Origin of the sequence: Kineococcus arenarius subsp. arenarius (assembly GCF_050871845.1) — a bacterium.
Lineage (GTDB): Bacteria > Actinomycetota > Actinomycetes > Actinomycetales > Kineococcaceae > Kineococcus.
In genome coordinates this window covers 1-18,972 of the sequence record NZ_JBJLSE010000034.1, presented here as the reverse complement: position 1 = coordinate 18,972, position 18,972 = coordinate 1, and the positions used below count along the sequence as shown (strand labels likewise).

15 protein-coding genes are annotated in these 18,972 nt (G+C 74.5%); 8 read left to right on the top strand and 7 right to left on the bottom strand.

The features are described 5' to 3' along the window. Positions 1-86: 86 nt before the first annotated feature. On the top strand, positions 87-1,394 hold the full coding sequence (locus ACRYM0_RS10365; RefSeq protein ID WP_432504751.1) for a DUF3500 domain-containing protein: 1,308 nt from the start codon (positions 87-89) through the stop codon (positions 1,392-1,394). After that, positions 1,394-2,800: a HupE/UreJ family protein gene (locus ACRYM0_RS10360; RefSeq protein ID WP_432504749.1), complete on the top strand. Its 1,407-nt coding sequence runs from the start codon at positions 1,394-1,396 to the stop codon at positions 2,798-2,800. The genes ACRYM0_RS10365 and ACRYM0_RS10360 overlap by 1 nt, the downstream gene beginning before the upstream one ends. 218 nt (positions 2,801-3,018) lie before the next feature. On the opposite strand, the gene ACRYM0_RS10355 is transcribed toward ACRYM0_RS10360, so the two are convergent. Together ACRYM0_RS10355 and ACRYM0_RS10350 are read right to left on the bottom strand one after the other, a co-directional pair. Continuing rightward, the gene (locus ACRYM0_RS10355; protein ID WP_432504747.1) at positions 3,019-3,636 is read right to left on the bottom strand and encodes a hypothetical protein; all 618 of its coding nucleotides are present in this window, start codon (positions 3,634-3,636) and stop codon (positions 3,019-3,021) included. Next, the gene (locus ACRYM0_RS10350) at positions 3,633-4,262 is read right to left on the bottom strand and encodes a helix-turn-helix domain-containing protein (RefSeq protein WP_432504745.1); all 630 of its coding nucleotides are present in this window, start codon (positions 4,260-4,262) and stop codon (positions 3,633-3,635) included. The genes ACRYM0_RS10355 and ACRYM0_RS10350 overlap by 4 nt, the downstream gene beginning before the upstream one ends. A gap of 327 nt (positions 4,263-4,589) precedes the next feature. On the opposite strand from ACRYM0_RS10350, the gene ACRYM0_RS10345 reads away from it, so the two are divergent. Together ACRYM0_RS10345 and ACRYM0_RS10340 are read left to right on the top strand one after the other, a co-directional pair. Beyond that, positions 4,590-5,975, top strand: coding sequence for a diguanylate cyclase domain-containing protein (locus ACRYM0_RS10345; protein ID WP_432504743.1), 1,386 nt, complete (start codon positions 4,590-4,592; stop codon positions 5,973-5,975). 64 nt (positions 5,976-6,039) lie between these two features. Beyond that, positions 6,040-7,500: a peptide MFS transporter gene (locus ACRYM0_RS10340; RefSeq protein WP_432504741.1), complete on the top strand. Its 1,461-nt coding sequence runs from the start codon at positions 6,040-6,042 to the stop codon at positions 7,498-7,500. A 28-nt stretch (positions 7,501-7,528) separates the two neighbouring features. On the opposite strand, the gene ACRYM0_RS10335 is transcribed toward ACRYM0_RS10340, so the two are convergent. From ACRYM0_RS10335 to ACRYM0_RS10325, 3 genes are all read right to left on the bottom strand, one after another. Next, positions 7,529-8,152, bottom strand: a complete 624-nt coding sequence (locus tag ACRYM0_RS10335) for a PIG-L deacetylase family protein (RefSeq protein ID WP_432504739.1) — start codon at positions 8,150-8,152, stop codon at positions 7,529-7,531. Positions 8,153-8,211: 59 nt separating this feature from the next. Then, the gene (locus tag ACRYM0_RS10330; RefSeq protein WP_432504737.1) at positions 8,212-9,237 is read right to left on the bottom strand and encodes a glycoside hydrolase family 6 protein; all 1,026 of its coding nucleotides are present in this window, start codon (positions 9,235-9,237) and stop codon (positions 8,212-8,214) included. A 91-nt stretch (positions 9,238-9,328) separates the two neighbouring features. After that, the gene (locus tag ACRYM0_RS10325; RefSeq protein ID WP_432504735.1) at positions 9,329-11,155 is read right to left on the bottom strand and encodes a glycosyltransferase family 2 protein; all 1,827 of its coding nucleotides are present in this window, start codon (positions 11,153-11,155) and stop codon (positions 9,329-9,331) included. Between the two features lie 254 nt (positions 11,156-11,409). Between ACRYM0_RS10325 and ACRYM0_RS10320 the strand changes: the two genes are divergently transcribed. Continuing rightward, positions 11,410-12,510: a glycoside hydrolase family 6 protein gene (locus ACRYM0_RS10320; protein ID WP_432504732.1), complete on the top strand. Its 1,101-nt coding sequence runs from the start codon at positions 11,410-11,412 to the stop codon at positions 12,508-12,510. A gap of 85 nt (positions 12,511-12,595) precedes the next feature. Here ACRYM0_RS10320 and ACRYM0_RS10315 read toward each other — a convergent pair whose 3' ends face one another. Continuing rightward, positions 12,596-13,882, bottom strand: a complete 1,287-nt coding sequence (locus ACRYM0_RS10315) for a hypothetical protein (RefSeq protein ID WP_432504729.1) — start codon at positions 13,880-13,882, stop codon at positions 12,596-12,598. A gap of 5 nt (positions 13,883-13,887) precedes the next feature. Further along, positions 13,888-14,898, bottom strand: coding sequence for a glycosyltransferase (locus ACRYM0_RS10310; protein ID WP_432504727.1), 1,011 nt, complete (start codon positions 14,896-14,898; stop codon positions 13,888-13,890). A 212-nt stretch (positions 14,899-15,110) separates the two neighbouring features. On the opposite strand from ACRYM0_RS10310, the gene ACRYM0_RS10305 reads away from it, so the two are divergent. The 3 genes from ACRYM0_RS10305 to ACRYM0_RS10295 all read left to right on the top strand — a co-directional run bounded on the left by ACRYM0_RS10305 (position 15,111) and on the right by ACRYM0_RS10295 (position 18,934). After that, the gene (locus tag ACRYM0_RS10305) at positions 15,111-17,282 is read left to right on the top strand and encodes a PP2C family protein-serine/threonine phosphatase (protein ID WP_432504725.1); all 2,172 of its coding nucleotides are present in this window, start codon (positions 15,111-15,113) and stop codon (positions 17,280-17,282) included. 192 nt (positions 17,283-17,474) lie between these two features. Further along, on the top strand, positions 17,475-18,569 hold the full coding sequence (locus ACRYM0_RS10300) for a fatty acid desaturase family protein (RefSeq protein ID WP_432504722.1): 1,095 nt from the start codon (positions 17,475-17,477) through the stop codon (positions 18,567-18,569). Positions 18,570-18,730: 161 nt separating this feature from the next. Further along, positions 18,731-18,934, top strand: a complete 204-nt coding sequence (locus ACRYM0_RS10295; protein WP_432483267.1) for a cold-shock protein — start codon at positions 18,731-18,733, stop codon at positions 18,932-18,934. The last annotated feature ends 38 nt before the right edge of the window (positions 18,935-18,972 follow it).

Sequence of the window (18,972 nt, the reverse complement as noted above, 5' to 3'; positions counted from 1 at the left end):
AACGAATTTGCACAGACGGTGACGGATTTCGACGATGGCCGGTGATCGGGGCCGGATCCGACGGCCCCCGACGCGAGGAGACGACAGTGCCGAGGACCAGCGCACCGCCCGCCGTGGACCTGACGACCGGCCGGGCGCGCGCCGCGTTCCGCAAGCCCTCCGCGGTGCTGTCCCTGGCGGCCGCGGTCTGCCTCGTCGCCGCCGGCTGCGGCGGCTCCGACGACACCACCTCCGGCGCGACGGACACCGCCACCACGGCCGCCACCGCCTCCACCGACGGCGACGTGCAGGCCGTGGCCGACGCCGCCAACGCCTTCATCACCAGCCTCGACGACGACCAGAAGGCCCTGGCCGTGCTGGAGATGACCGAGGAGAACGCCACCGCCTGGTCGAACCTGCCGTGTGGGCAGGAGTGCCGCGGCGGGGTCCCCCTCGCCGACCTCAGCGAGGACCAGCAGGTGCTCGCCGAGGAGCTGCTGGAGGCCGCCACCGGCAGCGGCGAGGCCGGTTACCAGCAGGTCGAGGAGATCCGCGCCGCCGACGACTACCTCAACGAGCTCCAGGAGACCGGCCAGGGCGGCGGCCCCGGCAGCGGCACCATGCCCACCGGGATGCCCACGGGCATGCCCACCGACGGCGCCATGCCCTCGGGGATGCCCTCGGGGATGCCCACCGACGGCACGCGGCCCTCGGGGATGCCCACCGGCGGGGCGATGCCCGGCGGTGGCGGCGGTGGTGACGGGTACGGCAGCGGCCTGTACGACCTGGCGATCCTCGGCACCCCCGGCGCCGACGGCACCTGGATGCTCCACTTCGGCGGGCACCACCTCGCCGTGAACTTCACCTACGCCGACGGCGAGGTCTCCGGCGCCAGCCCCTACTTCGTCGGCGTCGAGCCCCTCACGTGGACCGCCGACGACGGCACCACCTACGCGCCGCTGCAGGAGATGGCCGACTCGGTGAAGGCCGTGACCGCGAGCCTGAGCGAGGAGGAGCTCGCCCAGGCGGAGCTGACGGAAACGTTCTCCGACGTCCTCGTCGGCCCCGGCGAGGACGGGCAGTTCCCCGAGGCCCAGTCCGGCGTGAAGGTCGGCGACCTCACCGACGAGCAGAAGCAGCTCGTGCTGGCCGCCATCCGCTCCTGGGTCGGCATCGTCGACGACGCCGTCGCCGAGGACCTGATGGCCACCTACGAGTCCGAGCTCGACGACACGTACGTCTCCTGGTCCGGCGGCACCGAGCTGACCGAGCACGCGGACTACGTGCGCATCGACGGGCCCAGCGTGTGGATCGAGTTCGTCTGCCAGAACGGCATCGTCCTGTCCGACCAGATCCACTACCACACCGTCTACCGCGACAAGGTCCGCGACTACGGCGGGGAGTTCTCCTCCTGATGCGCACCGCGGCCCAACCCGGGCGGCGCCCGCTGCCCGCGCTGCTCGCGGCGGTCCTGCTCGCCGTGGCGGCGCTGGTCGCGGGCGCGGTGCCCGCCTCGGCGCACCCCATGCCGAACACCCTCGTGCAGCTGGACGTCCACGAGGGCTCGATCACCGCCGAGCTGCAGGTGCCCGTCGACGACCTGGCCCTGGCCAGCGGCGTCGACCTGCGCGGCGAGGACGCCGAGGGCGTCCTCGCCGCGCAGCAGGACGAGCTGCGCGCCTACCTCGCCGCGCACCTGACCACCACCACCCCCGACGGGGCCGCGTGGGACGTGCAGGTGGGGGAGCTGTCCCTCGGCGAGGCGGAGCAGACCTCCACCGGCACCTACCGCGAGGTCGTCGGCGAGGCCGTGCTGACCCCGCCCGCCGGGGCCGACGTGCGGCGCTTCACGTTCGCCGCGGACCTCGTCGTCCACGAGGTCGTCACCGACTCCGTCGTCGTCGCCGTGCGCACCGACTGGGCCGGCGGCCTGGTGAGCGAGGGGGACGAGGCCGAGCAGATCGGCGTCATCACCGTCGACAACTCCACCCTCGACCCCACCCCCCTGGAGGTGGACCTCGACGAGGGCAGCGCCTGGAACGGCTTCACGGCGATGCTGCGCCTGGGCGCGGACCACATCCTCGCCGGCACCGACCACCTGCTGTTCCTGCTCACGCTCCTGCTGCCCGCCCCGCTGCTGCCCGCCCCGCTGCTGGCCGCCCGCGGCAGGTGGGCCGCCCCCACCGGCGGTCGCCGCGCGGTGCGCCGCATCGCCGGGATCACCCTGGCGTTCACCGTCGGGCACTCCGCGACGCTGGCGATCAGCGCCCTGGGCCGGTTCACCCTGCCCACCGCGCCCATCGAGTCGTTCATCGCGCTGAGCATCCTCATCGGCGCCGTGCACGCCCTGCGCCCGCTGTTCCCCGGCCGCGAGGCGCTCGTCGCCGCCCTCTTCGGCCTCGTGCACGGCATGGCGTTCTCCTTCACGCTCGCCGAGCTGGAGCTGTCCACCGGGCAGCTGGTGCTGAGCCTGCTCGGGTTCAACCTCGGCATCGAGCTGATGCAGCTGCTCGTCGTCGCCCTCGTCCTGCCGTGCTTCGTGGTGCTGGCCCGCACCCGCTGGTACCGGCCGGTGCGGGTCGTCGGCGCGGTGTGCGCGGCCGTGGCCGCCGCCGGCTGGCTGCTGGACCGCCTCGGCGTCGCCAACGTCGTGGCGCGCGGCGCCGACAGCGCCGGCGCCTCCGGCTGGTGGGTCGTCGCGGGCCTGGCCGTGCTCGCGGCCCTGTCCACCCGCCTCGCGCCGCGCGTGCCGGCGGCGGGGCTGGGACCCGCCGACGAGCCGGCCGGGGAGGAGGACCTGGCCGGGACGGTGCGCGGCTGAGCGGGGTCCCCTGGCCCCCTCGGAGCCGCCCCGCTACGGCGCTGCGCCCGTGGAGCTCTTCAACCCCGGCGACCCGAACCGGAGCGAGCAGGCGCAGCGCGCGGAGTGAGTCGCCGGTGACTGGATCGCCCTGGTCCGCCCGTGTCCCCAGGGGCCTGGCCTGTCGGCGGGCTCGCCTCGGCGGGCTGTGGCCCGGTCGAGGAGCGCCGGGCGCCACCTCAAGCGCTACCTGCACGGCGGTGGAGCATGCGAGCTGCGTCGTGCGCGAGCAGTTCGACCTCCCGCTCGACGTCGTCACCACCGAGGATGAACGCCAACGCTTCAGCGTCGGTGTAGTACCGGTGGATGTGCGCTTCGAGTTGCTGCGCGGTCGCGCTGCCCAATCCGAGTCGGCGGGCCAACGCCAGGACGTCGTCGGCGTCTTTGGCGCGCTGGGCGATGAGCTTGGTGGCCAAGAGGAAACCGTCATCTGCGTAGGTGGTGCGCAGGCCTGGCGTCGGGGGTGGATCGAGGACGCCGTGGGGGAGGGGTGGCATCCACATGCCGGCCGCGGGGTTGAGCCAGTCCGGTGTGAGCCCCTCTTCCTGAGCGATGGCGCGAGCTTCGGCGAGAACGATGCCGCTGACGTCCTGGCGAGCGAGCGCGTCCACGTCCTCCGTGAGGCGTCGGCCGCGGATGCCGCTGGCTGCGATCGCAGCACCGCCGACGATGAAGAGGGAGGCAGCTGCTCCCCGCTGTCGCAGTCGTCGGTCCAGGTCTGCGAGCAGTCGGCTGATCAGGTCCGCGTCGAACTCGTGCGGCCGCCCGCCCGCACGATCAGGACCGTGCACGGTCACGCGGTGGTCAGGTCGCGCTCGGGGACGTAGACGTTCCACCGCCGCAGCCAGGCAGGGGTTTGAGCCCGGACCCGCTCGGTGCTCAGGAAGGGGTGCTCCGGCGTCCACGGTTCCTGCAGGGCCTCCCGGCGCGTCCACGACGGCGCACCCGTGCCGGCGAGCTCGAACTCGTGCGCGGTCACCGCAGCCAGCAGAGCGTCCCACCCTTCCGCTCCGGTGCTGCCGGGGATGGCTTCCCACGAGTCGGAGAGGACCGGGCCAGGACGTGGCTGGAGGGCTCGGCTCTCCTCGGCCAGCAGCAGCGTCAGGTGGTCACGGCCCTGCAGGAGCGCCCGCCAGACCCACTCCACCTCGCCGGCCAGCAGGTGTCGGCGCATCAGCGCCGCGGTCGTCGGTGCCGACATCAGGCCTCGAGCTGCTGCCGCCCTCAGGGCCCGACCGAGGCGGCTCGCTCGCGCGCAGAACCGGGCGGAGGGGCAGGTGGTGCCGCTGAGGTAGGTCGACAGGCGCGGCGCGGAGGTGCCCAGTGCCCGCGCGAAGGCCGCTTGGGACAAGCCGCTGTCGGTCACGGCGGCTCGCAGGAGCCCGGTGACCGCCTGGGTGTCCGGATCCAGCAGGGTCTTCACGGTACCCAGCATAGGGTTATCGGATCCGGTAAGCAGTGGCTCTTCTGCGTCGCCGGCCCACCCGCCAGGACCGCGCGGCCGGGACCGGCCGGTGCCACACTGGCCGCGCCCGACGACCCCGACGCCAGGGAGCGCCCGTGCACCGCCGCCCCGCACCGCCGACCCCGGTGCCCCCCGGTCCCCACCCCGGTGCAGCCCGCCCGGACTGACGCCCCGCCCCCTCAAGCGCGGCGCGGTACGAGCCGATGTGGACGGGGTGCCGGGGCGGGGGACCACGAGACGGGCGCGGGGACAGCACCCGCACCCGGCGCGTTGACGCGCACCGCCGTGGACGCGCCCGACGACCTCCCCGTGCAGCTGGCGCGGCTCGCCCGCGAGGAGAGCGCCCCCCTGCGCAGCGCGCTGGACCTCGTGCACGCCGCCCTGGCCCAGCGCTCCGGCGTGCGCCGCGCCGAGGTGCTCGCCCACGAGGGGAGCGAGGTCGTGGTCGTCGCCCGGGCCGGCGAGCCCGGGCCCGTCCCCGGCGAGTGCGCGGTGGTCCCGCTGCGGCACGGCGGCGCCGAGATGGGGCTGCTGCACCTGCACGGCGGCCACCCGGAGGACGTGGAACCGGCCGTGCGCGCCGTGGTCGGCCACCACCTGGCCGTGGCGCTGCGCGACGTGGCCGCCGCCCGCGAGCAGGCCGAGCTGCACCGCGTCACCGACGCGGTGCGCCGCCTGTTCGAGGAGGGGGCGCGGGTGAGCAGCGTGGAGGCCGCCGGGCGCCTGCTGGCCGCCGTCACCGCCGACGTCCTGGGCACCGAGCGGACCGCCGTGATGCTCGTGGACCCCGACACCCGCGTCACCCACGTCCTGGGCATCGGGCTGCCCGAGGGGCTGGAGCAGCAGCTGGCGGCGAGCCTGGTGGGCCGCCTGGCCCGCGACTCGCCGGCCTGGCGGCGCGCCACCGCGGCCGGCGGCCCCGAGGTCGTCGACGACGTCGCCACCGCCCCCGTGCGCCCCGGCGGGTTCGTGCAGACCCTGGGGGTGCGCTCCTACGTGTCGCTGCCGCTGATGAGCGCCGAGGGCCTCGTCGGCACCGCGCTCTGCGGGGACGTCACCCGCCGCCGCACCTGGACCGCGGCCGACCGCGCCCTGGCCGAGCGCTTCGCCCTGCAGGGCGCCGTGGTCGTCGACAACGCGCGCCTGCGGGAGCTGGACCGGGCCCACCTGCGCCAGCTGGAGCACCGGGCGTTCCACGACCAGCTCACCGGCCTGCCCAACCGGGCCGCCCTGCTGGGGTGCCTCGGCGACGCCCTGGACCCCGTCACCGGCGACGGCCGGGTGGCGCTGCTGCTCATCGACCTCGACGGCTTCAAGCGGGTCAACGACACCCTCGGCCACCACACCGGCGACGTCCTGCTCCAGCAGGTCGCGGACAGGCTGCGCGAGCTGCTGCCGGCCGGGGCCACGGCCGCGCGCCTGGGCGGCGACGAGCTCGCCGTGGCGCTGCCCGGCCCCGCCACCGCGCACGCCGCCGACCTCGCCCGCGCCGTCCACGAGCGGCTCGGGCAGCCCTACGGGATCGAGGGCCGCGCCGTGCGCACGGGCGCCAGCATCGGCATCGCCCACGCACCCCGGCACGCCACCGAAGTCACCGGGCTGCTGCGCGCCGCGGACGAGGCGATGTACCGGGCCAAGCGCGCCGGCGGCGGGCCGCGCACCGCCCCCTGAGCGCGCCCGTTCCTCGTCCCCCGCGAGGTGCGGGGCTCCGACGGGAGGAGCATCCTGATCGCCCATGAGCGAGGCCCTGCAGCGACGACGCTCCGACCACGGGTTCTTCGGGCAGCCCCGCGCCCTCGCCAACATCTTCGGCGTGGAGATGTGGGAGCGCTTCTCCTTCTACGGCATGCAGGGCATCCTGCTGATCTACCTGTACTACTCCGCGGCCGAGGGCGGCCTCGGCCTCGACCAGGCCACCGCCACGAGCATCGTCGGCGCCTACGGCGGGACGGTGTACCTCTCCACCATCGCCGGTGCGTGGCTCGCCGACCGCCTCGTCGGCCCCGAGCGCGTCCTGTTCGCCAGCGGTGTCGTCGTCCTCGCCGGTCACGTCGCCCTGGCCGTCCTGCCCGGCCTGCTCGGCGTCGGGGTGGGCCTGGTGCTCATCGCCCTCGGCAGCGGCGGCGTCAAGGCCACCGCCACCACCATCGTCGGGACCCTCTACGCGGAGGGCGACGAGCGGCGCGACGCCGGGTTCTCCCTGTTCTACCTCGGCATCAACCTCGGCGCCCTCGTCGGGCCGCTGCTGACCGGCCTGCTGCGCGACAACGCCGGTTTCCACTACGGCTTCGGGCTCGCCGCGGTCGGCATGGCCGCCGGCCTCGTGCAGTACTCCGTCGGGCGCCGCCGGCTGCCCGAGCAGGCCCGCCGGGTCCCCGACCCGCTGCCCGCCGACCGCCGCAGGCGCGTCGTGCTGCTGACCGCCGCGGCGCTCGCCGTGGTCGTCGTGCTGTGCCTGGTCGGCGTGGTGACCGCCGACCGCCTCGACACGATCGTCGCCACCCTCGTCGTCGTAGCGTCGGTGTTCTACTTCTCGATGGTGCTCGGCAGCCGGCGCGTCGGCACCACCGAGCGCCGCCGCGTGCTGGCGTTCATTCCGCTGTTCCTGGCCAGCGTCATGTTCTGGGCCCTGTTCCAGCAGCAGTTCACCGTGGTGACCGTCTACTCCGACCAGCGCCTGGACCGCACCATCGCCGGCTGGGAGATGCCCGTGGCGTGGGTGCAGTCCATCAACCCGGTCTTCATCATCGCCCTGGCACCGGTGTTCGCCGCGGTGTGGACGAAGCTCGGCAACCGCCAGCCGTCCACCCCGGTGAAGTTCGCCGTCGGCACCGCCCTCATGGGGGTGGCGTTCCTGCTGTTCCTGCCGATGGCCGGTGGGGGACCGGGCAGCGCCCCGCTGCTGGGCCTGATCGGCATCCTGCTCGTCTTCACCCTGGCGGAGCTGTTCCTGTCGCCGGTCGGGCTGTCCGTCACCACGAAGCTGGCCCCCGCCGTGTACCGCACGCAGCTGGTGGCGCTGTTCTACCTGTCCATCGCGCTGGGCACCGCCCTGGCCGGGACGCTGGCGGCGTACTACTCGCCGGAGACCGAACGGGCCTACTTCGGGTTCCTCGGCGGCACCGCCATCGCGATCGGCGCGGTGCTGCTGCTCCTGAGCCCGCTGGTGCGGCGGCTGATGAGCGGGGTGCGCTGAAGCCGCGCACCCCGCCGAGCCGTGGGGGTCACACCTCCAGCACGAGGCGGTGCGGCACGAACCCCTCCGCGCAGCCGATGCGGGACTGGAACCCCCGGTAGCCGGCCTGGTTGCGCACGACGTCCAGGTCCACCATCCGCGAATCGGCGACCTGGCTGCGGTGGCACCCCAGGGCGGTGGTCTTCTTGTCCAGCGCGGAGGTGATGTCCACGAACAGGTGCGGGCGGAAGCCGAAGCTGCTGGGGGACTCGTAGGTGAGGACCTGCCGGCAGTGCCGGGCCGCGCCCAGCGTGGCCAGGGCGACGGCCCGGTGGTCCTGGTGGGTGTCGTCCACGCCGTGCGTGTAGACGACGTCGGCGCCGACGCTGCGGATGACGGACTCGATGAGGTGCACCAGCTCCAGCTCGTGGTTGGACACCTCGCCGTCGCGCAGGTTCCCCCACACCAGGTCCGCACCCAGGGTGGCGGCGGCCTCCTCCTGCTCGGCGATCCGGCGGCGCACGTCGCCCGGTCCCGACTGGCCGTGGGTGATGACGAGCATGGTGACGCGGTCACCGGAGGCGGTGTGGCGGGCGAGGGTGCCGCCGCAGCCGAGTTCGATGTCGTCGGGGTGGGAGCCGACGGCCAGGACGCTGCGCGGGGTGGTGGACACGGTGGGTGCTCCTTGGGGGTTCGGTTCAGTGAGGTTCGGTGTGGTTCGGTGTGGTCCGGTCAGGTCCCGGAGGTGAGCACGAGGGCGTACTCGGGCCACCAGGTGCCGGCGGACGGGGCGCCGTCGCGGCAGTCGCCGTCGGACGTCCCGGGTTCCTTCACCCACAGGTAGGCGTCGGCCAGGTCGCTGCCGGTCGCCGTGGTGGGGGTGACCCCGATGCGCGCCGTGGGCGGGTTGCACCAGGCCTCGGGGTCGTCGGTGCGGGACGTCGCCCCGGCACCGTTGCGGCTGGTGTCGACGACGAAGTGCGCCCCGTCCAGGTACGCGGACAGCTCCTCGCCGTAGGCGAGGGAGTCCTCCGTCGTCTGGAAGTTCGACACGTTCAGCGCGAAGCCGTCGGCGTCGTCGATGCCGGACTCCCACAGGGCGTCGGCCAGGGCGTCCAGGTCGCCCACCCAGTCGGAGTTCCCGGCGTCCAGGTACACGGTCGTGGACGGCAGGGCCGCGAACGTCCCGACCGCCGAGGCGAGCGCGGCGTAGCGGTCGGCCGCATCGACGTCCGTCGCGGAGCCGGACACCACCTGGGCGATGGCGTCCGGTTCCACGACCACCACCGCGGGCCGGTCGCCGATGCCGGCGGCGACCTCGGCGACCCACGCCGCGTAGGCGTCGGTGTCGGCGGCCCCGCCGGAGGAGTAGTAGTCGGCGTCGCGGCCGGGGATGTTGTAGGCGACGATCACCGGGACCTGCCCGGCGGCCTGCGCCGCCGTCGTCAGCTCCTGCGCGCTGGCCGCCGGGTCGGTCTGCTGACCGGAGAACCAGGTCGCCACCGGGGCCTCGGCCACCACGGCCAGCTGCTCGGCGTCGGCGGTGTTCCCCTCCGCCGTCCACTGCGCCACCTGCACCGCCGCGGGGGAGTCCGGCAGGACGTAGAACTCCGTCCCGGCCAGCGGGTTCACGGTGGCGGTGGCGGTGGCGGTGGCGGTGCTCCCGTCCGAGGAGTCGCCGGAGGTCCCGGAGCAGGCCGCCAGCGCCCCCACGGCCATCGCCACGAGCACCTGCCGCCTCAGGAAGCGTGCAGCCACGTGGTGACCCCGTACGCGTCCACGGCCAGGAGCACCGCTCCGGTGGCGCCGAGCAGCAGGGCGTTGCGCAGCTTCAGGAAGGTGGTGCGGTTCACCGGGTCACCTCCACGCGCTCCGCGGCGCGGGTGTCCGGCAGGACGACGACCCGGTGCGCTACCGCCGGGGACTGCCGCACCGGCAGGGCGCGCTGCTGGGCGGGCAGAGCCACGGGGGTGCCGGGACGAGCGGCGCTGCGGCGGCGCGACCAGGCGCCGACCTTCCACATCACGATCGGCGCGAAGCACACCGCCACGTCCAGCAGCGTCCACAGCCGCAGGGCCGGGTAGTCGTGGTGCAGGGGGAAGGAGGCGACGAGGCACCCGCTCAGCAGCAGGCCCCACAGGATGTGCTGGCGGAACACGACCCAGCGGTCCCCCAGGGACTCCGAGCCCTTCGGCGTCACCTCGAACGGGACGGTGCGGTTGCGGATCGCGTCGACGAGCGCGACGACGTACATCGGGGCGCAGAAGATCGACACCAGCATCCCCAGGGCGCCGGTGCTGGCCTCCTCCTCGTGCGGGCTGACGTTGTAGCGGCGGTTCCAGAAGTACAGGCCGGCCTGCATGACGGCGGCGTTGGCGTACAGCACCAGCCAGGTGCTCGCCGCGACCTGCACGCCGCTGGCCCCGGTGATCAGGTAGGCGCAGAGGCTGAGGACACCCAGGACCCAGGTGATCGCCGCGCTGGGGTAGTACGACATGAGCAGGAAGTAGTGCAGCGCGCGCTTCCAGCCGAGCTTCAGGGCGAACTTCCAGTAGGTGCGGACCATCACCTCGTCGGTGCCGCGCGACCAGCGGTTCTGCTGGGTGAAGTAGTCCGACCAGTTCGCCGGGCCCTCACCGGACGACAGCACGTCGGGGGTGTAGACGGACTTCCAGCGCCGGCCGGTGCGCCGGTTGCGGCTGGTGTGCCACACCAGGGAGGTCGCGGCGTCCTCGGTGATGGAGTCGGCGAGGCCGCCGATCTCGCGCAGCGCCGACAGGCGCACCGCGTTGTTGGTGCCGACGAACATCGGCACGCCCCACCGGTTCGCGGAGCGCTGCAGCACCCCGTGGAACAGGTACTGCTGGGACTCGCTGGCCTTGGTGACGAAGTTGTCGTAGTTCTGCCCGTAGACCTGCGGGCCGACGACGAACGCCACGTCCGGGTCGCGGAAGTAACCCAGGAGGCGCTCGGCGAAGTCCGGTCGCGGGACGTGGTCGGTGTCGACCGAGAACCAGAACTCGTAGTCGTGCCCGTGCGCGTCGAACCAGGCGTTGTAGTTGCCGTGCTTGGTCTTGCGGCGGTGCCGGCCGGTCTCCTGGTTCCACTCGGGGACGCCGTGCCGGGAGAAGTGCTTCACGCCGATGCGCTCGCACATGGCCCGGACCTCGGGGTCGTTCCCCTCGTCGAGCAGCCAGACGTCCATCGGGCCGTCGTAGCGGATGCGCTTGGCGGCCAGCAGCGTCTCCTCGGCCATCTCGACGGGTTCCTTGCCCGGCACGATGGTGGTGAGGAACGCGACGCGGCGACCGGGTTCGGGGTGGACCGGGATCGGGTCGGTCAGCGCTGCGGTGGTGCGGACCAGCATGACCACGTTGACGAGGCGCATGAACTCGACCAGGCCCACGGAACCCACCAGGGCCATCCCCAGCCAGTACAGCCAGGAACCCGTGTCGGTCGGCCAGTGCGAGGGCAGGAGCATCCACACGAAGAAGGTCACCTGGAACACCAGGGCCAGCGTGAGCAGCACCGCGGCGGGCAGGCGTCGCCCGTCGCGCCGCAGGAGGCGCTGGTACTGGACCGTGTAGGGGCCGGGGGGTGGTTCGCGTAGCGGGCCGGCGAGTCGCGCGTGTGAGGCGTAGTCGTACTCGACGGCGGCGCCCTGGTTCTTCGGCAAGGGTTCCGTCCAGAGGTTCGTGCGGCCCCCGGTCCGGGGCCGTCGCTGGAACCACGAAACACGGCGCTCACATGGGAAACCTGTGACGAAGCGGTGGTTTCCCTCGCCGTCGACCTAGAGTAGTTTAATCGAAACCGAGGGTGACTGGCCTTAGCTCGGACGGGTGACGGCCGGCCCACCTCCGGACCGCTCGCGGCGAGGCGACGCTCCCGCCGGGAGCGGTGACCCGTCCACCCCCCGCCAGGAGCACCCCCGTGCCGCAGCCCCGCAGGACCGCAGCGATCCCCCTCCCGACCGCCGTCGCGGCCGCCCTCGCCGCAGTCGCCGTCACCGGTGGCCTCACCGCCGCCACCACGGCCACCACCACGACCGCGGCGGCACCCACAGCCACCTCCTCGCCCACGCCCACGCCCAGCGCCACGACGCCGGCGTCGACTGGGACCGTGACCTCGAACCCCGGCTCCGGGACGGTCGCCTCCCCCTGGAGCGCGCCGAACCCCTTCGCCGCCGCAGCCCCCTACGCCGACCCCGGCTACACCTCCGCCGCCGAGGCCGACGCCCGCCGCGCCGGCGACCCCGCCGGCGCAGCCGCCCTGGACCGCATCACCCGCGGCGGGGTCTCCCTGTGGGTGGGGGACTGGAACAGCACCGCCACCGTCGCCGCCGCCGTGCGCGCCTACGCCCAGCGCGCCCAGGCCGCCGGGCGCACCGGCGTCGTCACCACCTACGCCATCCCCGGCCGCGACTGCGGCAACCACTCCGCCGGCGGGCTGACCGCCTCGACGTACTCCGCGTGGAGCGCCCAGGTCGCCGCCGGCCTGCGGGGCACCCGCACCGCCGTCGTCGTCGAGCCGGACGCCATCGCCCAGGCCGGCGTGTGCACCGACGAGGCCGAGAGGCTGGCGCTGCTGCGCACCGCCGTGCAGCAGCTGCGCGACGCCGGCGTCACCGCCGTCTACCTCGACGCCGGCAACTCCGCCTGGACCGGTTCCCAGGTGCCGCTGGTGGCGCAGCGCCTGCGCGCCGCGGGCGTCGAGCAGGCCCGCGGGTTCGCCACCAACGTCAGCAACTTCCTGACCACCGCCCAGGAGCGGACCTACGCCGAGGCGCTGTCCGCGCAGCTGGGCGGGGCCCGCTACGTCGTCGACACCAGCCGCAACGGCGCCGGCAGCAACGGCGAGTGGTGCAACCCCGCCGGCCGCCGGCTCGGAGCCGCCCCCGGCGCGGTCGCCGACGGCAGTCGGCAGGACGCGAACCTGTGGGTCAAGCGGGTCGGCGAGTCCGACGGGCCCTGCGGCAGCGGCCCGGCCGCCGGCGTCTTCTGGACCGAGTACGCCATCGCCCTCGCCCGCTGACCCCCAACCCTCCTCCCGCGGTATCCCGCGCGCGTGAGAGCTCAACCGTGCAAGATCACCGCGGGAGGAGGGGGAGGGGAAGGGGTCAGGCGGCGGGGGCCGGCTCGGAGCGGCGGGTGACGTGCGCCGGCGCCCGGTGCGCGGCGACCACCGCCGCCAGCAGCACCACCCCCACCGCCGCCGCCAGGCTGCGGTACGTGAAGAACGCGTGGATCTGCGAGTGGTTGCTCAGCACGCAGTACCAGGCGGGCACCACCAGCGCCGGTGCCGCCGCCACCAGCGCGGCCAGCAGGCCCGCCCCGCCCCGGCGACGGGCGGTCAGCACCGCGCACACCACCACGGCGAGCGCCGCCAGCACGAGCAGCGGGCGCGCCGTGGGGGTGTGCTCCAGCCACCACGTCCAGTTGGCCACCACGCCGGCGCCGAACTCCTGCGAGACGTCCCCGCCGTCCAGCCGGAACCGGCTCACCTCGCCGATGCTGGTGAGGATCCCCGGGCCGTGCACCGCCGCCGCGATCGCCCAGCGCGACACCCACGTGAACGCGAACGCCACCGGCCACGCGACCCCCGCGGCCGCGGTGGTGCGCAGCGTCGCGGGCAGCGTGCCGCGCCGGCGCAGCGCGACCGCCCCGGCCACGCCCGCGCACGCCGCCCAGCTCATCGGCGGCACCGTCAGCAGGTCGACGTAGCAGAACAGCGCGCCCGCGCCCGCCGCGCCCAGCGCGGCCCCGCGCCACCCGCCGCGCGCGGCCACCGCGGTCAGCGCCACCCCGGCCGCCACCGCGGCCAGCGCGATGCCGTGGCTGAACGCCGCCGACGGCATCGCCACGGCGTTCGTCGCCGCCGCCACCGGCACCAGCAGCGCGAACGCGGCCACCCGCCCGGCGCTGCGCGCCACCGCCCAGAACGCGCCCAGCGCGGCCAGGGTGAACACCCCCGTCACGACCAGCCGCAACCCCGGCACGTCCGTCAGCGCCAGCACCGGTCGCGTCAGCACCGAGTACCCGCTCCAGTAGCGGAAGTACGTCGCCGGCGGCACCACCGACTCCCCGGCGGCCAGCGCCTCGATCTCGGCCACGCCGTCCTCGCAGGACGACAACCGGGGCCCGCCGGTGGCGCGGAACCACGTGCTGCGCGCGTCGTCGGCGGAACTGACCCCGTACCCCAGCACGACGCACTCGGTGAACCGGTCGGCCAGCCCGCCCACGCCGTCGGGGCCGTAGGGGGCGCCGTAGTCGCCGGTCTGCACGGCCTGCGCCAGGTGCCGCACGATCGGCTCGTTCGGCACCGCCTGCGCCGCCACCAGCAGCCCCAGGAACACCGCCTGGACGGCCAGCAGCCCCACCAGCGCCTTCGCGGCGAACCGCGCCACGGCCCTCAACGGTGCGGCCCGGCCGGCTGGTGGCCGGTGCGCGCGCCCAGCTGCTGCGGGGACGGGTGCTGCAGGTACGCCAGCCGGGAGGCCTCGTCGGAGGCGCGGTGCACCGCGTCGAGGATCACCCCCACCGCGGCGACCAGGACCGCGATCATCATCAGGGCGGAGGCGAGGATCGCGGTGGGGAACTTCGGCACCAGCCCGGTCCGCAGGAACTCCCACACCACCGGCAGGCCCAGCACCAGCGAGACCGCGGCGACGAGACCGCCCAGCACCGAGTGCACCAGCAGCGGCCGCTCCAGGTGCGCCAGGCGGGCGATCCAGCGCAGGATCGCGAACCCGTCGCGGTAGGTGCGCAGCTTGCTGGCCGAGCCTTCCGGGCGCTCGCGGAACCCCACCGGGACCTCCCGCTGCGGCACGCGCAGGTTCACCGCGTGCACGGTCAGCTCGGTCTCGACCTCGAAACCCCGCGAGATCGCCGGGAACGACTTCACGAACCGGCGCGACATCACCCGGTACCCGCTGAGCATGTCCGTCACGGGGGTGCCGAACACCCGCGAGACCACGGAGTTCAGGGCCCGGTTGCCCGCGGCGTGCCCGCGGCGGTACGCGGTGAGGCTGTCGGGGCGGCGGGTGCCGACGACGTGGTCCAGGCCCTCGGCGACCATCAGGCGCACGAGGTCGCCGGCGGCCGAGGCGTCGTAGGTGTCGTCGCCGTCGATGAGGACGTACGTGTCGGCCTCCACGTCCGCGAACGCGCGGCGGATCACGTTGCCCTTGCCGGGGCGCGGCTCGAAGCGCACCACGGCGCCGTGCCGGGCGGCGACCTCGGCGGTGCGGTCGCTGCTGCCGTTGTCGTAGACGTACACGACGGCGTGCGGCAGGGACGCGCGCAGGCCGTCCACGACCGCCCCGACGGCCGCCTCCTCGTCCAGGCACGGGACCACCACGGCGACCCGGCCGCCCGGTCCGCCGCCCGGTCCGCCGCCCACCACGTCCGGCTCGACCTCCATGCCGCCGAGCGTAGGGCGTGCCCACCGCTGGGCCGTGCACGTCGCATCACGCCACGTCACCCCCGCGGTGATCAAGGAAGTTGCAACTACCTTGATCACCGTGAGGGGGAGGGGCGGGGAGGGGGCGCGGTCCCGAGCGCACCCGCACCCGCCCGCCTAGGGTGTTGACCCGGCGCGCACGGCGCCGGGTCGCGGACGGCGGGGGGAGCGCGGTGTCGGGCGGGTCCACGGTGCACGCCACCTCCGGCACGGACCTCTCGCTGGTCGCCGGGGGTGCCCCGGCGGCCGTGCTGCTCGTGGACCTCACCTCGCGCACCGTCGTGCACGCCAACCCCGTCGCCGAGCAGCTCGCCCCCGGCGTGACCCTTCCGGTGGGCCTGGACCAGTGGTCCGACGCCGCGGACCTGCGCGACCTGGGCGGCGCCGGCCTCTCGCGCACCGACCACCCGCTGTCCCGGGTGGCCCGCTCGCTGCCGGTGGCCGGGCAGGCCGTCTCCGCCGCCCGCGTCAGCGAGCTCGGCCGGCAGCGCGAACCGCTCTGGGTGGTGGCGCTGCCCATGCTCGGCGCGCCCGTCCTCGCCGACCACGCCCTGGTGGCCTTCCTGCCGCTGAGCCGCCGCGAGGCGGCCCGCGCCGCCGCCGACGCCGCGCAGGCCCAGGCGCAGGTGCGCGACCGCGCCGTGCTGGCCACCGGGATGTCGTTCACCGTGGCCGACGCCCGCGCCGAGGACCTGCCCCTGGTGTGGGTGAACCCGGCGTTCACCGTGATGACGGGGTACTCGCTCGAGGAGGCCGTCGACCGCAACTGCCGCTTCCTGCAGGGCGAGGGCACCGACCCGGCCGCGGTGGCCGCAGTGGGTCGGGCGCTCGCGGCCGGCGAGGAGGTCACCGCCACCCTCCTGAACCACCGCAAGGACGGCAGCGCGTTCTGGAACCAGCTCACCCTCAGCCCCGTGCACGGCCCCGACGGCGAGCTCACCCACTACGTCGGCATCCAGACCGACGTCACCGCCCGGGTCGCCGCCGACGCCGAGCGCGACCAGGCGTTGGCCGCCGAGCAGCGCGCCCGCGCCGAGGCGGAGTCGGCCCGCGCCCAGGCCGAGACCGCCCGCCGCGACGCCGAGGAGTCCCGGCGACGACTGGAGCTGCTGGCCGAGGCCACCAGCCGGCTGGCGGTGACCCTGGACGTGGCCGAGTGCCGCCAGCGCCTCCTGGACCTCGTGGTGCCGACCCTGGCGGACTGGGCCCTGCTGCTGGGCACGGACGAGCGCGGCGGGGTCGGGGAGGTCGCGGCCCGGCACCGCGACCCCGCCCGCGCGCAGGACCTGCAGCGCTACGTCGTGCGGTGGCTCGCCGCCCTCGCGCCCGGGCCGGTGCAGCGCACCCTGCTGGGCGGGGCGCACGCGCGGCGCATCAGCGACTACGACGCCGCCGAGCGCCGCCACGAGCGCGAGTCGTGGGTCGGCGACCCCTCGGTCCTGCAGCTCAGCGACGCCCTGGGCGCCGCGTCGGTGCTGCTGGTGACGCTGCCCGGGCGGCAGGGCAGCGACGACGTGCTGGTGCTCGTGCGCGGCCCGGAGCGCCCCCGGCACACCGAGGACGACCTGCACGTCGCCGCCGACCTCGGCCGCCGCGCCGGGCTGATCATCGACAACGCCCGCCTGTACGGGGAGCAGCACCGCATCGCCGCCACGCTGCAGAACAGCCTGCTGCCGCAGCTGCCGGCCATCCCGGGTGTGCGGGCCGCCGCGCGCTACCGGGCCAGCGAGTCCGGCGCCCGCGTCGGCGGCGACTTCTACGAGCTCATCGACCTGCCCGGGGACGCCGTGGGGCTGGCCGTCGGGGACGTCGTCGGCCACGACGTCATGGCCGCCGCCGCGATGGGGCACCTGCGGGGTCTGCTGCGCGCCAGCGCCTGGGACACCACCGGCCCCTCCCCGTCGCTGGTGCTCGACCGCGTCGACCGGCTGCTCGACGGCCTGGGCATGACGACGATGGCGACCCTGGCGTACGCGCGCGCCACCCCCGCCGCGGACGGCACCTGGCTGCTCGAGCACGCCACCGCGGGCCACCCGCCGCTGCTGGTGCGCGACCCCTCCGGCCGCGTGACGACCCTCGACGGGGTGCACGGCCTCATGCTCGGCGTGCAGCCCACCGTCCGCGTGGGCGGCAGCCACCGGCTCGCCCCCGGTTCCACCGTCGTCGCCTACACCGACGGGCTCGTCGAGCGCCGCGGCGAGGCGCTGAGCACCGGCCTGGCGCGCCTGGCCCGCACCCTGGCCGACGCCCCCGCGGACGTGGAGGCCCTGTGCGACCACCTGCTGGAACGCCTGGGCGACACCGACGACGACGTCGCCTTCGTCGCGCTGCGGCTCGGCCCCTGATCGGGCACCCTGGGGTTCCAGCCCGGGAGCCCGGGGTCCCGGGGAACGATCAGAGGTGCGGTCGTGTTGAACTTCTTGAGGACGCTGCAGGTAGACGCAGAGGTCCGCAGCTGTGCCTCCCCCCCCCGGGCGCACCGCACCGCAGCACCAGGCGCGGCCCGGACACCGGTGCCCGTGCCCGAGAGGACGCGAATGAGCACCAGCACTCCCGCCGCCAACCCCGCGGTGACCACCACCACCGGATCCGGCCCCCGCCGGAGCAGCACCCCGTACGGCAAGCTCACCGCGCTCGTCCAGGAAGCGGGTCTGATGCGCCGCCGGCGCGGGGCCTACTGGACGCGCATCGCCGCCACCACCGTCGCCTTCGGCGCCGTGGCGGCCGGCACCGTCCTGCTGCGCGACTCCTGGCTGGTCCTGCTGCCGGCCGCGGCCCTCGCGGTCGTCATCACCCAGTTCGCCTTCCTCGGCCACGACGCGGCGCACCGGCAGATCTTCGCCACGCACCGCCACAACGAGACGGCCTCGCACGTCTTCGCGGCCCTCGTCGCGGGCCTGAGCTACGGCTGGTGGATGGGCAAGCACACCCGCCACCACCAGGCGCCCAACCAGCGCGGGATCGACGGCGACATCGAGTCCGGCGTCATCTCCTTCCACGAGGAGGCCGCCGCCAGCCGCCGCGGCCTGCTGCGCTGGTTCACCCGTCACCAGGGCCTGTTCTTCGTGCCGCTGCTGGCCTTCGAGGGCTTCGTCCTGCACATCGAGAGCACCCGCTCGCTGGTGACCGGCAAGCGCACCAAGCGCCGCTGGGTGGACACCTCGCTGATCGCGACGCACTGGGCGGTCTACGCGTCCTCGGCGGTGCTGCTGATGGGGCCGTGGAAGGCGCTGGCGTTCTTCGGCGTGCACATGGCCGCGTTCGGCTTCTGCATGGGCGGCGCCTTCGCCCCCAACCACGTGGGCATGCCGATCATCCCGCGCGAGAAGAAGGTGGACTACATCCGCCGTCAGGTCCTGACCTCCCGCAACATCTCCGGCGGCTGGTTCGTCGACCTCATCATGGGCGGGCTGAACTTCCAGGTGGAGCACCACCTCTTCCCCAGCATGCCGCGCCCCAACCTGCGCCGGGCCCAGCCCTTCGTGAAGCAGTTCTGCGCCGAGCACGGCATCACGTACACCGAGACGACCTTCCTGGGTTCCTACCGGGCGATCGTGTCGTACCTGAACGAGATGGGCCTGGCGGCCCGCAACAACTTCACCTGCCCGGCGGTCCAGCAGCTGCGCAGCTGAGCGGTGGCACGCCTCTCGGGGGCGTGCTACGGTCGGCGTAGTCGCTGTTCTCGATGTGCTGACAACACCCCGGGGATCGAAACTCGAGGGTCGTCCGCTTTCCACCTGGTCAGCCCCCCGGCGACGAGCTCCGCGAGGAGCGCCCAACCTGAGGAGGCCTCATGGCTCAGGGAACTGTGAAGTGGTTCAACGGCGAGAAGGGCTACGGCTTCATCGCCCCCGAGGACGGGTCCGCCGACGTGTTCGTGCACTTCAGCGAGATCAACGGCAGCGGCTTCCGCAGCCTCGAGGAGAACGACCGCGTGGAGTACACCGTGACGCAGGGCGCCAAGGGCCCCCAGGCGAGCGGCGTCACCCGCCTCTGACCACACCCGCCGCGACCCCCGCTCCCTCCCGGGAGCGG